Source organism: Aeromonas enteropelogenes, from assembly GCF_000819845.1.
Classification (GTDB): Bacteria; Pseudomonadota; Gammaproteobacteria; order Enterobacterales; family Aeromonadaceae; genus Aeromonas; species Aeromonas enteropelogenes.
In genome coordinates, this window is sequence record NZ_CDCG01000003.1 from 70,413 (window position 1) to 84,060 (window position 13,648).

Sequence of the window (13,648 nt, forward strand, 5' to 3'; positions counted from 1 at the left end):
TGACCTCGCATATGGTAAAGGGCAACAACCACTTTGTCATGTGGCTGAGCCCCTATCCATCAAATAAATCAGGATTCGACAGGGTATCCGGCATCCTTCCATCCCCGAAAACCGCCATCGACGCTGACAACCCGACTGTACCCCATCTGGCGCAAATTATCGGCCGCCAGGATCGAGCGAAATCCGCCCCCGCAATAGAGGTAGAGTTCGGTTGCCGGATCCGGGTAACGGGTCTCGATATCGCGCTCTATCACCCCCCGGCCCAGATAGACGGCCCCTGGCAAATGGCCGTTGGCCCATTCGCTCTCCTCGCGCACATCGACCAGAATGACGGTGCGTCCCTCCTCCTGCCAACGCCGGATCTGGTGAACGTCTGTCTCCTCGACCCGAGCGCGGATCCCTTCGACCAGCGCCAGAAAACGGGGATTGTGTTGCATGGCAAACTCCTGTGACTTGAATCATCTGCGTCAGCATACGACAGGCAGACAAAAGAAAAGAGCGCCAGCGGCGCTCTTTTTCATGGTTACGGCAGGATCTCCTGTTGATCCGCTCCCTCTTTCTCGACCTGGGTTGGCAGCATGTGCTCGCGCTTGACGCCGAGGAACATGGCAAACGCACTCGCCACATAGATGGAAGAGTAGGTACCGAAGGCCACACCGATCACCATGGCCACGGCAAAACCGTGGATCAGCGCGCCGCCCTTGAGCAGCAGCGCCAGCACCACCACGAAGGTGAGGCCGGAGGTGATGATGGTACGGCTCAGGGTCTCGGTCATGGAGAGATCCAGGATGTACTCGGTATCCCCCTTGCGCACCTTGCGAAAGTTCTCCCGCAGGCGGTCGAACACGACGATGGTATCGTTCAGGGAGTAACCCACGAGCGTCATCAGGGCTGCCAGCACGGTCAGGTCAAACTCGTACTGGAAGTAGGCAAAGACGCCGAGGGTGATCACCACGTCGTGCACCAGGGAGAGAATGCCCCCCATGGCCAGACGCCATTCGAAACGTACCGCCACATAGGCAAGGATACAGAGGATGGAGGCCAGCATCGCCAGCGCACCGTCCGTCGCCAACTCGTCACCCACCGAAGGACCGACAAACTCGACGCGCTTGAGCACGGCATCATTGTCGATCAGCTTGGCGGCGGCCAGCACCTCGTTGCCCTGCTGCTCGACCTTGACCCCCTCTTGCGGGGTCAGGCGGAACAGCACGTCACGGCTAGAGCCGAAGTGTTGCAGGGTTGCCCCTTCAATTTTCTGCTCGGCCAAGACGTCGTGGATCTTCTCCAGGCTCACCGACTGCTGGAACCCCACCTCGATGGTGGTACCACCGGTGAAGTCCAGACCCCAGTTCAGGCCCCGATCAAACAGGAAGAACAGGGAGATCACCATCAGCAGGGAAGAGAACACCACACCCGGTTTGGCGAAACGCATAAAGGGGATGGGTTTTTCAAAATGTAGGATCTGAAACATGTCTCTTCCTCAGATGGGCAGCTTGTCGATACGCCGTCCACCCCATGCCAGGTTGATAATGGCGCGAGATACCGTGATGGCAGTAAACATGGAGGCAGTCAGACCGATGCCCAGAGTCAGGGCAAAGCCCTTGATGGGGCCAGTGCCGATACCGAACAGGATCACACAGGTGATGAGCGAGGTGACGTTGGAGTCGGCAATGGTCGAGAAAGCACGATCAAAGCCCAGGTGGATAGCCTGTTGAACCCCGCGCCCGTTGCGCAGCTCTTCCCGGATACGTTCATAGATCAGCACGTTGGCATCCACCGCCATACCGAGCGTCAACACGATACCGGCGATACCAGGCAGGGTCATGGTGGCCCCCGGGATCATCGACATGATGCCGACGATCAGCACCAGGTTCATGCACAGCGCTAGGTTGGCAACCCAACCGAAGGCACGATAGTAGATCCCCATGAACAGCACGATCACCAGCATGGCCCAGCCGATGGCTTCCATACCGCTGTCGATGTTCTGTTGACCCAGGCTCGGACCAATGGTGCGCTCTTCGACGATCTGGATAGGCGCGATCAGGGCACCGGCACGCAACAGCAGCGCCAGGTTATGGGCTTCGTTGGCGTTGTCGATCCCTGTGATGCGGAACTGGCTGCCAAGGCGCGACTGGATGGTGGCGACGTTGATCACCTCCTCCTGCTTGCGGAACTTGCGCTTGCCATCCGGACCGGGCTGACCCACCGGCTTGTACTCGATGAAGACGGTCGCCATGCCTTTACCCACGTTGTCCTTGGTAAAGTTGGCCATCTTGTTGCCACCCTGGCCATCAAGCTTGATGTTGACCTGGGGACGACTGTACTCATCGAAACCGGACTGGGCACCCACGATGTGATCGCCGGTCAGGATGACCCGCTTGTGCAATACCACGGGGCGGCCATTGCGATCGGTATACACCTTGGAGCTCGGCGGGACACGACCGGCGGCAGCAGCCTGGATATCAGCTGTCTCGTCGACCATGTGGAATTCCAGGGTCGCAGTCGCCCCCAGGATCTCCTTGGCACGGGCAGTGTCCTGGATACCAGGCAGCTCCACCACGATGCGCTCGGCACCCTGCTGTTGTACCAGCGGCTCGGCCACACCCAGCTCATTCACCCGGTTGCGGATGATGGTGATGTTCTGCTCAAGCGCGTACTTCTTCACCTCTTTGATCTTGGCTTCACTCAAGCCAGCCAGCAGGATGTACTCATCCCCTTTCTGCTGTGTGGTGAAGGTCAAATCAGGATTCTGGCGACGCAGGTGGGAAACGGCACGCTCCTGATCCGCTTCATCGCGGAACACCACCTGTACCTGATCACCGACCCGGCGCACGCCGGAGTAGCGGATCTTCTGGGTACGCAGTTCGGTGCGAAAATCCTGCACCATCTGCTCTTGCTGCTTGGCCAGCGCCTCGGCCATGTCCACTTCCATCAGGAAGTGCACACCGCCGCGCAGATCAAGACCGAGTTTCAGTGGCGCCGCGCCGATAGCTTCGAGCCAGGCGGGAGTGGAAGGGGCCAGGTTGAGCGCGGTAATGAAGTCATCGCCCAATTTGTTGGCGACGATATCGCGCGCCTTGAGCTGATCTTCGGTGTTCTTGAAACGTACCAGGATCAGCCCGTGCTCGAACGCCGCATGTTTGACCGGGATCTTGGCCGCCTCGAGCGTCTCTTTCACCAGGTCAAGAGTTTCCAGCTTGACTTCGGCACCACGGCTGGCAGAAACCTGCAAGGCCGGGTCTTCGCCGTAAAGATTGGGGGCTGCATATAGAAAACCGATGGCGATCACCACGATCACCATCAGGTATTTCCACAGCGGATAGCGATTTAACACGCTGTGCTCCTCGGGAGATTAAAGGGACTGGATAGAGCCCTTGGGCAGAACGGCAGAAACGAAGTCCTTCTTGATGGTGACTTGAGTCTGGTCGTTCAGGGCGATCACCAAGTAATCGCTGTCAGCTGCCACTTTGGCAATCTTGCCAACCAGGCCACCGGAAGTCAGCACTTCATCACCCTTGGAGAGAGAGCTCATCAGGTTGCGATGATCCTTGGCGCGCTTGGCCTGGGGACGATAGATCATGAAGTAGAAGATGAGACCAAACACGGCCAGCATGATGATCATTTCCATACCACCACCCTGTGCCGCCGGAGCTGCGCCTTCTGCATATGCCTTGGAGATAATGCTCATTTAACAACCTCTTATTGATGTAGATTCACAAAGATAACGAGCTGATACGCTGTTGTTATTTCACGTCATTTTCAGCGAGTGGAGGCACAGGCTTCCCTTGCCGACGGTAAAACTCTGTTACAAAGTCGTCTAATTTACCCTGCTCGATCGCGTCCCGCAAACCCTGCATGACGCGCTGGTAATAACGCAGGTTATGGATGGTATTCAGACGGGCGCCGAGGATCTCGTTGCACTTATCCAGATGGTGCAGATAGCTACGGCTGTAGTTTTTGCAGGTGTAGCAATCGCAATCGGCATCCAGGGTGCTGGTGTCGTCACGGTGCTTGGCGTTGCGGATCTTGACCACCCCATCGGTAGTGAACAGATGGCCGTTGCGGGCGTTGCGGGTTGGCATCACGCAGTCGAACATGTCGATACCGCGGCGCACCCCTTCCACCAAATCTTCCGGCTTGCCCACCCCCATCAGGTAGCGCGGCTTGTCGGCCGGGATTTTCGGGCAGACATGCTCGAGGATGCGGTGCATGTCCTCTTTGGGTTCACCCACTGCCAGACCGCCGACCGCATAACCGTCGAAGCCGATCTCCAGCAAGCCGTCCAGCGACACATCCCGCAGCGGCTCGTAGACGGAGCCCTGAATGATGCCGAACAGGGCGTTTTTGTTGCCGAGGGCATCGAACTTGTCACGGGAGCGTTTGGCCCAGCGCAGGGACATCTCCATGGACTTGCGCGCCTCTTCATAGGTGGCCGGATACGGGGTGCACTCGTCGAAGATCATCACGATATCGGAGCCCAGATCGTACTGGATCTCCATGGATTTCTCGGGGTCGAGGAAGATCTTCTCGCCATTGATGGGGTGACGAAAATGCACGCCTGCCTCGGTGATCTTGCGAATATCCCCCAGGCTGAATACCTGGAAACCACCGGAGTCGGTCAGGATCGGTCCCTGCCAGTTCATGAAGTCGTGCAGATCGCCGTGGGCGCGCATCACTTCCTGACCCGGACGCAGCCAGAGGTGGAAGGTGTTACCCAGCAGGATCTGGGCACCGGTCTCGGCCACCTCTTCCGGGGTCATCCCCTTGACGGTGCCATAGGTACCGACCGGCATGAAAGCCGGAGTCTGTACGGTACCGCGTTCGAATACCAGCTGACCGCGACGGGCGCGGCCGTCAGTGGTTTTCAATTCAAATTTCATTGCTACCTCGGTTTCAGTCAGAGAAACAGTCTGACAATGGAAGGCCCTCATGGGCCCGATTTTTTGGGGCCGCCCACGATTATCACTGAATGCTCGTGAACAGCGCCTGAAGGACGAAGTTAAGCCTGCGCCCGGCGACGGGTGACGAACATGGCGTCCCCGTAGCTGAAGAAACGGTACTGCTCGGCCACCGCCGCCTGATAGGCAGCCATCACGTTGTCATACCCGGCAAAGGCGCTGACCAGCATGATCAGGGTCGACTCCGGTAGATGGAAGTTGGTGACCATGGCATCCACCACCTGGAATTCGTAACCCGGGAAGATGAAGATGTCGGTGTCGCTGAAAAACGGCGCCAGCGGCTTACCCTGGGCCAGGGTCACCTTGGCGGCACTCTCCAGAGAACGCACCGAGGTGGTACCCACCGCAATGACGCGACCGCCACGGGCTCGGGTTGCCGCGATAGCATCCACCACCTCCTGCGGCACCTCGGCATATTCGGAGTGCATGTGGTGATCTTCAATCTTGTCCACCCGCACCGGCTGGAAGGTGCCCGCCCCCACGTGCAGGGTGACGAAAGCCGTTTCCACCCCCTTGGCGCGGATCTTCTCGAGCAGAGGCTCATCGAAGTGCAGACCGGCAGTTGGGGCCGCCACCGCGCCCGGTTTGGCGTTGTAGACGGTCTGGTAACGCTCCTTGTCGGCATCTTCATCGGGACGGTCGATATAAGGCGGCAGCGGCATGTGACCGATGGCCTCCAGGATCTCCAGCACCGGGCGCGCATCAAGGAAGTGGATCTCGAACAGGGCGTCGTGGCGGGCCCGCATCTCGGCCTCGACCTTCTCGCCATCTGGGCCGCCATCCAGGATAAGGCGGGTACCGGGCTTGGGCGACTTGGAAGAACGGACGTGCGCCAGCACGCTGTGCTCGTCCAGAATGCGTTCGACCAACACTTCCAGCTTGCCGCCGCTGGCCTTCTGGCCAAACATGCGCGCCGGAATGACGCGAGTGTTGTTGAATACCAGCAGATCACCGGGGTTGAGCTGGTCCAGCACATCGACAAATTGACCATGGCGCAGCGCACCAGTCTGACCGTCAAGCTGCAACAGGCGGCTGGCAGTACGCTCTGCCATCGGGTAGCGGGCAATCAGCTCGTCTGGCAGATCAAAATGAAAATCGGATACTTGCATCTTTCACCTCGGGGGAATCGGCGGCTAGTCTAGTTATCCCCCTCTTGCAAGGCAACCCAAAAGACCAAAAACCCAAGAGAGACAAGGGATAGCGGCCATTTTTGTGACAGACAATGGGTTAATGATTCTTTAATGATCTGTATTGACCCTGATCATGTCTTGCCCGCTGGGGGTGGGCTAGGGTGAAAGTAGGTACATAAGGAGGCCCACCATGATGACCCTAGCCGAAATCATGACAGAACAGCCCTTCACCCTGGGTCCGGAGAACAGCGTCAAACAGGCGATGGATCTGATGCAGCAGGAGCGGATCCGTCATATCCCCATCGTCGATGAGCATCATCATCTGCTGGGCCTGGTCACCCTCACCGACATTCTGGCGACTCGCGAGTCCAAACTGCTGCTCATCAGTCCGGAGCGGGAGGCCGAATTCACCGACAGTGTCCAGCTCGACGAGATCATGACCCGTCAAGTGGCAAGCGTGGATCCCCACGCCGGCATCAAGGAGGCGGCCCTCTATTTGCAACGCCACAAATATGGCTGCTTGCCGGTACTCAAGGGGCGCAAACTGGTGGGCATAGTGACTGAGTCTGACTTTATCGCGGTGGCCATCAACCTGCTGGAGTTGATGGAAGAGCAGGATCCCCCTACCGATTTCTGACCACCAACTTGTAATTAAATTACAAAGAAAGCGTTTTTAGGCGATAAAACAGCCTGTAAAAATGAAAGCCTTTCATTTTGAATGAAAACTTACACCAAAAACTTGCTTTGTGATCTTCATCACACTATTATCTCCCCCATGCAATAATTGCCGAGGGGGAGACGAGGGATTGTGCACCCACCTTCTTCCTCTCATTTGTCTGCAAGTTTGCACACCCCGTAGTTAGTCTTTGCTGTAAAGCATTTGTTTATATAGCCATTCCTTGTTTGATGACCCGGCCCTGTCTCACGATAGCGCCGGGATTTTTTTATCTGCACGTTCCCCTCTCGCCTTACCGCCATTTACTCCCCCACGTTTCTATCCCTGGCCCCTCGCTTGATCGCACATTTCCTCTCGCACAAGGGGAGCAACACCACAGATATGGAATTCAGACAAGGAGTTAGCGCATCCAGGTCGCCATGTTCATGTTAGGTACAGCAGAGAAGTAGTATCTAATTATTAGATTTAAGCGATTCAAAATTGCGGCTTTTATCGATTAGCGAAAGACCCTAAGATGAATCCATCGAAAGTTAAGCGCCTTGTCCGGCTCGACTCATCAACACCAGACAGGCATATGTACATCACCAAGGAGCCAATACATGTCTACCTACATCAACACTGAAATCAAGCCGTTCAACGCCACCGCCTACCACAATGGCAAATTCGTTCAGGTGTCTGACGCTGACCTGAAAGGCAAGTGGTCCGTTGTCTTCTTCTACCCGGCTGATTTCACCTTCGTCTGCCCGACCGAACTGGGCGACCTGGCTGACAACTACGCCGAATTCCAGAAGCTGGGCGTCGAGATCTACTCCGTCTCTACCGACACCCACTTCACCCACAAAGCCTGGCACGACACTTCTGACACCATCCAGAAGATCCAGTACCCGATGATCGGCGACCCGACCGGCACCATCACCCGCAACTTCGGCGTGATGATCGAAGAAGCTGGCCTGGCTGACCGCGGCACCTTCGTTATCGACCCGCAGGGCATCATCCAGATCGTTGAAATCAACGCCGGCGGTATCGGCCGTGACGCGCTGGAGCTGCTGCGCAAAGTCAAAGCTGCCCAGTACGTTGCCGCTCACCCGGGCGAAGTATGCCCGGCCAAATGGAAAGAAGGCGAAGCCACTCTGGCCCCGTCCCTGGATCTGGTAGGCAAAATCTAAGCCTCCCCACTCCAAAGACCGGCCCGATTCAGGGCCGGTCTGCTTTCTGGCCCACGCATACCGCCGACCCGCAATCACAAGAAGGAATTCGAAGATGTTGGATACCAACCTCAAACAACAGCTGAACACCTATCTGCAGTACATCGTCAATCCCATCGAGATCAGCGTGTCCGGCAATGACAGTGACAAATCCGCAGAGCTGCTGGCACTGGCCACCGAGATCAGCGAGATGTCACCCAAGATTACCCAGACTTCTGGCACTGCCGCTCGCAAGCCTTCCATGAGTGTGGCCACCCAGGGCCAGACTCCGCGCATTCACTTTGCCGGCATTCCCATGGGTCATGAATTTACTTCTCTGGTACTGGCCCTGCTGCAAAGCGGCGGTCACCCCTCCAAGGCCGATGCAGCCGTGCAGGAGCAGATCCGCAACCTCAAGGGTGAGTTCCACTTTGAGACCTATATCTCCCTCTCCTGCCATAACTGTCCGGACGTGGTTCAGGCACTGAACCTGATGGCTACCCTGAACCCGGGGATCACCCACACCATGATCGACGGCGCCCTGTTCCAGGACGAGGTCAACGAGCGCCAGATCATGGCGGTACCGAACGTCTACCTGAATGGCCAGCCGTTCAGCCAGGGTCGCATCTCGCTCGAAGAGATCGTCGCCAAGCTCGACACCGGCGCTGCCGAACGCAAAGCCGCTGAGCTGAATGAGAAAGATCCCTACGACGTGCTGGTGGTGGGTGGTGGCCCGGCTGGCGCTGCGGCAGCCATCTATGCAGCCCGCAAAGGGATCCGCACCGCCATCGTCGCCGAGCGTTTTGGTGGTCAGGTGATGGACACCGTCGGCATCGAGAACTTTATCTCGGTGCCCTACACCGAAGGCCCCAAGCTGGCCGCGAGCCTGGAGCAGCACGTCAAGCAGTACGGCGTGGAAGTGATCACCGAGCAGCGCGCCGCCGCCATCAGCAAGGATGGCTATGTCAACGTGGATCTCGCCTCCGGTGCAACCCTGAAGAGCCGCGCCGTGATCCTGGCAACCGGTGCCCGCTGGCGCGATCTGAACGTGCCGGGCGAACTCGAGTACCGCACCAAGGGTGTGGCCTACTGCCCGCACTGTGACGGCCCCTTCTTCAAGGGCAAGCGGGTGGCGGTGATCGGTGGCGGTAACTCCGGCATCGAGGCGGCCATCGATCTGGCCGGCATCGTCGAGCACGTTACCGTGGTGGAGTTCGCCGACACCCTGCGCGCCGACGAGGTGCTGCAGCAGAAGGCCCGCTCCATGGCCAACATCGACATCATCATGAGCGCCCGCACCACTGAAGTGATCGGTGATGGCAGTAAGGTGACAGGCATGGATTACGAAGATCGCACCACCGGGGAAATCAAGCATCTGGCTGTCGCGGGTATCTTCGTCCAAATCGGCCTGGTGCCCAATACCGAGTTCCTCAAGGGGAGCGAGGTCGCGATGACCCGCTTCGGCGAGATCGAGATCGATACCAAGGGCGCCACCTCCCTGCCCGGCGTGTACGCCGCAGGGGACGCCACTACTGTGCCGTTCAAGCAGATCATCATCTCCATGGGTGCTGGTGCAACCGCCGCACTCGGGGCCTTCGATTACCTCATCCGTAATCCGGCACCAGAAGCAGCCAAGGCTGACGCCGTCACAGTCTGAACGCCATTCAAGTAAACAAAAGCCGACTCTCTCGAGTCGGCTTTTTTCATTCTGATGTTGCGCTGGACATTAAAAACCCGTTGCGAGAGCGGGTTTTGGCATTATCAATGCGCAGTAGACTGGCTATCCATCATTCCAGGAGGAAAACCGCCTCGATGTTGTCGGTGATGGTGATCTGTTGCTGTTGATAGCTGTTTTCCACCATATCTGCGGCAGGTGCGGCGGACATGGCCAGCGCCTTGAGATTGCGGCTATAGACGGGAACTGGCGATGAATTTCGATATTCAGCGCTGTATACCTTGCCAAGCTTCATGCCAAATGCCTTGGCCAGAGATTCGGCCTTGCTTTTCGCATCCTCGACCGCAGCCAGGCGTGCCTGTTCCTTGATGGTTTGCGGAGATTTCAGACCATATTCGATATGTGACACCGACTCGAGTCCTGCCTTGAGTGCGGTATCCATCAACTGGCTCAGCTTGTCGAGTTGATACAGCTTCACCGCCAGTTGACGCTGGGCACGATACCCCAGCAAGGTCGGCTTCTTGTTCTCGCCATATTGATACTCGGGAGAGATGACCAGATTTCCCGCCTCCACATCACTGCGCTTGATACCCAGTCCTTCCAGCTGGCCAAAGAATGCTGCCACTCTGGTATCAACCTGTTGCTTGGCCTTGATCCCCTGTTTTTCCAACGCGGTGACCGACACATTGAGGGTCAGCATGTCGGGCTCCGCTTTCTGCTCGGCGTAACCACTCACCACCAGATGGGGTGCCTGAGGCACATCCAGAGCATACAGGGGGACACTGACAACCAGCGCAGAAAGGGTAAGAAGCGGACGCCACATATAAAAAACCTCAATCGAAAAATTGAGGTCATTATGCCCCTGGCAAACGGGAATTTATATATCGTGCAATGGCGGGATCTGATCCAGTACCTGATTGGTCAAATCGAGACTGATGCTGATTGTCGCATCAGCAGCGGGAAGAATCTCTGCATGCGCTGTCGTCGGCAATGAACTGTCGAGCAACACCTCATCATCGAAATGGAATGAATCCCACGACAGGATATGTCCTTGAGGAGGTAATTCCGTTCCGAGAGAACTGAAGTCATCTGCGACTACAGTCCAAGCGATTGTTTCAGAAGGCCCCAACAACTCCTGCAAGGATGCAGGATGAAAGCTATTCAATAGATACTCCTGCTGACCCAACTCATGACCAACCAAAATCATGTTATGGGAAGCTTCTGCATCCATGGCCGGTATGTAGCTGATCGATGCAGCCGCAAAGTCGACATGCAGCGTTCCTGCGACATCACCGGCGTCATTTTCTATCTCCACCGCATCCAGCCGATCACCTGCGATCGAGGCTTGATAGCCAAACTGGCCGGCACAGGTAATCTGACCCTGTCCATCCCAGCTATAGCGGATGCCATCAATGTCGACCCAGTTGAATGACTGCATGGTGTCTCTCCTTTATACCGCCGCTATCTTATCCATCCTCTGTCATAAAAAACAGGGGCCAAGCATGGCCTGGCCCCGACTCCTGGCTACGGATCAACCTTGAGGTTACCGTCATCCAGCATTTGCTTGATGATGTCGTGGTTGGTTGTGAGCCCTCCGTTTTGATCCAGATCTAGGTTGCCCTGGAACTGGACGGTCAATTGAGAGCCACCACTCGCCGATCCGTTCGTGTCTATGGTCAGCTTGCTGGTAGCTGTATCAAACTGCAGGTAGTTGTCCAATACCGTCGCCAGCTCTTCGTTGGTGCCACCAGTAGGTACGCCAACCAGCAAATCAGACAAATCCAATACATCGCCACCACTGGCAGTCGCACCCAGGGTGAAGTCGGTGATGTTGTCCGTACTGCCGTCTGCATCGCCACTGACCCATTTGAAGGTATCGTTACCAGTGCCTCCGGTAAGAGTATCCGAACCTAAGCCACCAATCAGGGTATCGTTACCACCTTGACCATAGAGGATGTCATTACCAGCCCCACCATCCAATATGTCATCCCCACCCACTGTACCTTCTTGAGCGTAGGAGGCATGGTTAGTTACTAATTCGGTCAGCAACTGATTCGACGTCAGCCCTGGATGTGCAGCTACAAATGCAGCCCAGCCAGCATCAGCACTGTTGACATAAATACTGTCGCCATATATCACATCATTGCCGGCACCACTTTGCAGATGATCATTGCCTACCGAAGCAGCAGCACTCCCCCCGCCGGTAAGCTGACCAATAACGGTATTAAGCTGGTTAGCATTGTTGACATTGGTTGCGCTACCTCCTGTTCCTTCGACTTGACCAAGTAGCGTCAAGGCATTAGCACCGATTTGAATCCCAACGGACTCAATCGTAAAAGTCTGCCCGACTGACGAGCCTACATTCTCAATTCGATTTACTTCGCTGACATTATCATCATTGCTTGAGCCACTAGGATTATAAGTCCCGAGCACATGCTGCATAGCCACAGCACTGCTGACACTATCAACCGTCGTTGTACCATTTGCATGGTATGCTCGGTTGGGCTCCCCATCAGAAACAAAGATAACTTTGTTAACATCAGCCGCGGCAATAGGAGCATCAGGGCCAACTGATTCAATCCAGTTATTAGCGGCGATCAATCCAGCCTCATAGTTTGTAGCGTCAGCACTGGGCACAGTGATGGCATTGACAAAAGCAATTGCTGCCAACCGTTGAGCATTGTCATCTACTCCTCCAGTTGTCAGAGTGAAGCTACCTGAGCTGTTTACCTGAGTAGCGAACGCATCGATATGAATTCGAATGTCGCTCGCTCCCGAGTTGTACAACCCATTAATTGCACTGATCACTGCCTGCTTCATAGCCTCGAGTCGGGTGATACTGGACGTGACACCATTAATATTGGTGAACTGAATTGTATTGCTGATCATGCTGCCTGAGTTATCCAGCAAAAAGGCAATATTCGCTTTCTGCCCAGGTAACTGGTTCGATCCTCCGACATCTCCGATCAGGGCATCATTACCACTCTTTCCATCAATCTCGCCAGCGCCACCAGACACGACAAACGGTACGGAGCTGCCGCTGACATCGTCGGCATTACTACCAACGATAAGAACAGGAGCAACAACTGGCTCAAAGGCCACCTGCAATATTGATGTATCTTTGTCACCATCACCATCAACTACCGCAACATTGAAATTAGTGATCACAGGATCCTCTTCAATACGCTCGAGTAAATTGGCTCCAGTCACCCTGAAACCATCACCGCCAGCATCAGACAACTCGACCCGAGTGATATTCGTCAACGTAGTGGGGATAGTTGCCTCTGTATGATTAGTAAAGAGCGTAGTGCCGCTTTGAACGACCTGATCACCGTTCGAATTAGTGCCATAAATAGTCCAGCTAACTAAATTTGTGGCTGCATTCGATTTATTTTCAACGGAGAAAGCGACTTCTAGTGCGGGGGCCGAGAAATCAAAATAAATTTTATTAGACCCTTCGATCCACTGATTGTCTGTCGCTAGACCTTGCGTACTCGAGTTAACAGTACCCTCCAGCGAATCTACCGTCATGATGACATTCTGCCCATTGGGGATAACATCTCCAGGCTTATAAATGCCACCTGTATCGGTAATAACCAAATAATCCTGATAGCCACCGACACTCTTGTTAAACGTTGTAGAGAACTCTTCGATTGCCCCATCAACCTTACCGTCCATGTCAATGATATAGTGACCAGTAACATCCATGGTCAGAGTAAAGATCAGATTCTGTCCGCTACCACCGGTGTATGCACTTGGTACTGTGCTGGTATAAGCAAACAAGGTACCCGGCGAAGCCGGATTCACGTAGTAATAGATAGTGTATCCATCTGAGGTCAACACACTAGCCGCATAAGTAGTGGTGGTTCCATTCCAGCCAGAGATATTCCCTGTCAGGTCACCATGACCTGCACCATCACTCCCCAAATCAACGGTATAAATACCCTCAACATATCCTGAGCTAGAGTTTGCCAGTGAAGTAGATTTTGAGGTTTCAACAATATCCGGACCGTCATCGTCGAAGC

12 protein-coding genes are annotated in these 13,648 nt (G+C 55.5%); 3 read left to right on the forward strand and 9 right to left on the reverse strand.

From position 1 onward, the window contains the following. Window positions 1-68: 68 nt before the first annotated feature. The 6 genes from BN1123_RS01200 to queA form a co-directional block, all read right to left on the reverse strand. The gene (locus BN1123_RS01200; RefSeq protein WP_042024951.1) at window positions 69-437 is read right to left on the reverse strand and encodes a rhodanese-like domain-containing protein; all 369 of its coding nucleotides are present in this window, start codon (window positions 435-437) and stop codon (window positions 69-71) included. Between the two features lie 86 nt (window positions 438-523). After that, window positions 524-1,471 carry a protein translocase subunit SecF gene (secF, locus tag BN1123_RS01205; RefSeq protein WP_042024952.1) on the reverse strand — a complete coding sequence of 316 codons (948 nt, stop codon included), beginning with the start codon at window positions 1,469-1,471 and terminating at the stop codon, window positions 524-526. 9 nt (window positions 1,472-1,480) lie between these two features. Continuing rightward, on the reverse strand, window positions 1,481-3,334 hold the full coding sequence (secD, locus tag BN1123_RS01210) for a protein translocase subunit SecD (protein ID WP_042024953.1): 1,854 nt from the start codon (window positions 3,332-3,334) through the stop codon (window positions 1,481-1,483). A gap of 18 nt (window positions 3,335-3,352) precedes the next feature. Next, window positions 3,353-3,688 carry a preprotein translocase subunit YajC gene (gene yajC / locus BN1123_RS01215; protein WP_026456614.1) on the reverse strand — a complete coding sequence of 112 codons (336 nt, stop codon included), beginning with the start codon at window positions 3,686-3,688 and terminating at the stop codon, window positions 3,353-3,355. A gap of 55 nt (window positions 3,689-3,743) precedes the next feature. Next, entirely contained in the window at window positions 3,744-4,880 is a 1,137-nt protein-coding gene (gene tgt, locus BN1123_RS01220; RefSeq protein WP_026456613.1) for a tRNA guanosine(34) transglycosylase Tgt, read from the reverse strand. A gap of 119 nt (window positions 4,881-4,999) precedes the next feature. Next, on the reverse strand, window positions 5,000-6,067 hold the full coding sequence (gene queA, locus BN1123_RS01225) for a tRNA preQ1(34) S-adenosylmethionine ribosyltransferase-isomerase QueA (protein ID WP_042024954.1): 1,068 nt from the start codon (window positions 6,065-6,067) through the stop codon (window positions 5,000-5,002). Window positions 6,068-6,278: 211 nt separating this feature from the next. Here queA and BN1123_RS01230 point away from each other — a divergent pair, with 211 nt between their 5' ends. The 3 genes from BN1123_RS01230 to ahpF all read left to right on the forward strand — a co-directional run bounded on the left by BN1123_RS01230 (window position 6,279) and on the right by ahpF (window position 9,605). Next, window positions 6,279-6,725 (forward strand): CBS domain-containing protein, encoded by a 447-nt coding sequence (locus BN1123_RS01230; RefSeq protein WP_042024955.1) that lies wholly within the window; start codon window positions 6,279-6,281, stop codon window positions 6,723-6,725. A 638-nt stretch (window positions 6,726-7,363) separates the two neighbouring features. After that, window positions 7,364-7,930, forward strand: a complete 567-nt coding sequence (gene ahpC, locus BN1123_RS01235; protein WP_026456610.1) for an alkyl hydroperoxide reductase subunit C — start codon at window positions 7,364-7,366, stop codon at window positions 7,928-7,930. A gap of 94 nt (window positions 7,931-8,024) precedes the next feature. After that, window positions 8,025-9,605 carry an alkyl hydroperoxide reductase subunit F gene (gene ahpF, locus BN1123_RS01240; protein WP_042024956.1) on the forward strand — a complete coding sequence of 527 codons (1,581 nt, stop codon included), beginning with the start codon at window positions 8,025-8,027 and terminating at the stop codon, window positions 9,603-9,605. A gap of 130 nt (window positions 9,606-9,735) precedes the next feature. Here ahpF and BN1123_RS01245 read toward each other — a convergent pair whose 3' ends face one another. The 3 genes from BN1123_RS01245 to BN1123_RS21945 all read right to left on the reverse strand — a co-directional run. After that, on the reverse strand, window positions 9,736-10,446 hold the full coding sequence (locus BN1123_RS01245) for an SIMPL domain-containing protein (protein ID WP_042024957.1): 711 nt from the start codon (window positions 10,444-10,446) through the stop codon (window positions 9,736-9,738). Window positions 10,447-10,500: 54 nt separating this feature from the next. Next, window positions 10,501-11,061 (reverse strand): hypothetical protein, encoded by a 561-nt coding sequence (locus tag BN1123_RS01250; protein WP_042024958.1) that lies wholly within the window; start codon window positions 11,059-11,061, stop codon window positions 10,501-10,503. 86 nt (window positions 11,062-11,147) lie between these two features. Beyond that, a partial coding sequence (locus BN1123_RS21945) for a type I secretion C-terminal target domain-containing protein (RefSeq protein ID WP_156130290.1) occupies window positions 11,148-13,648 on the reverse strand: 2,501 nt, incomplete at its 5' end.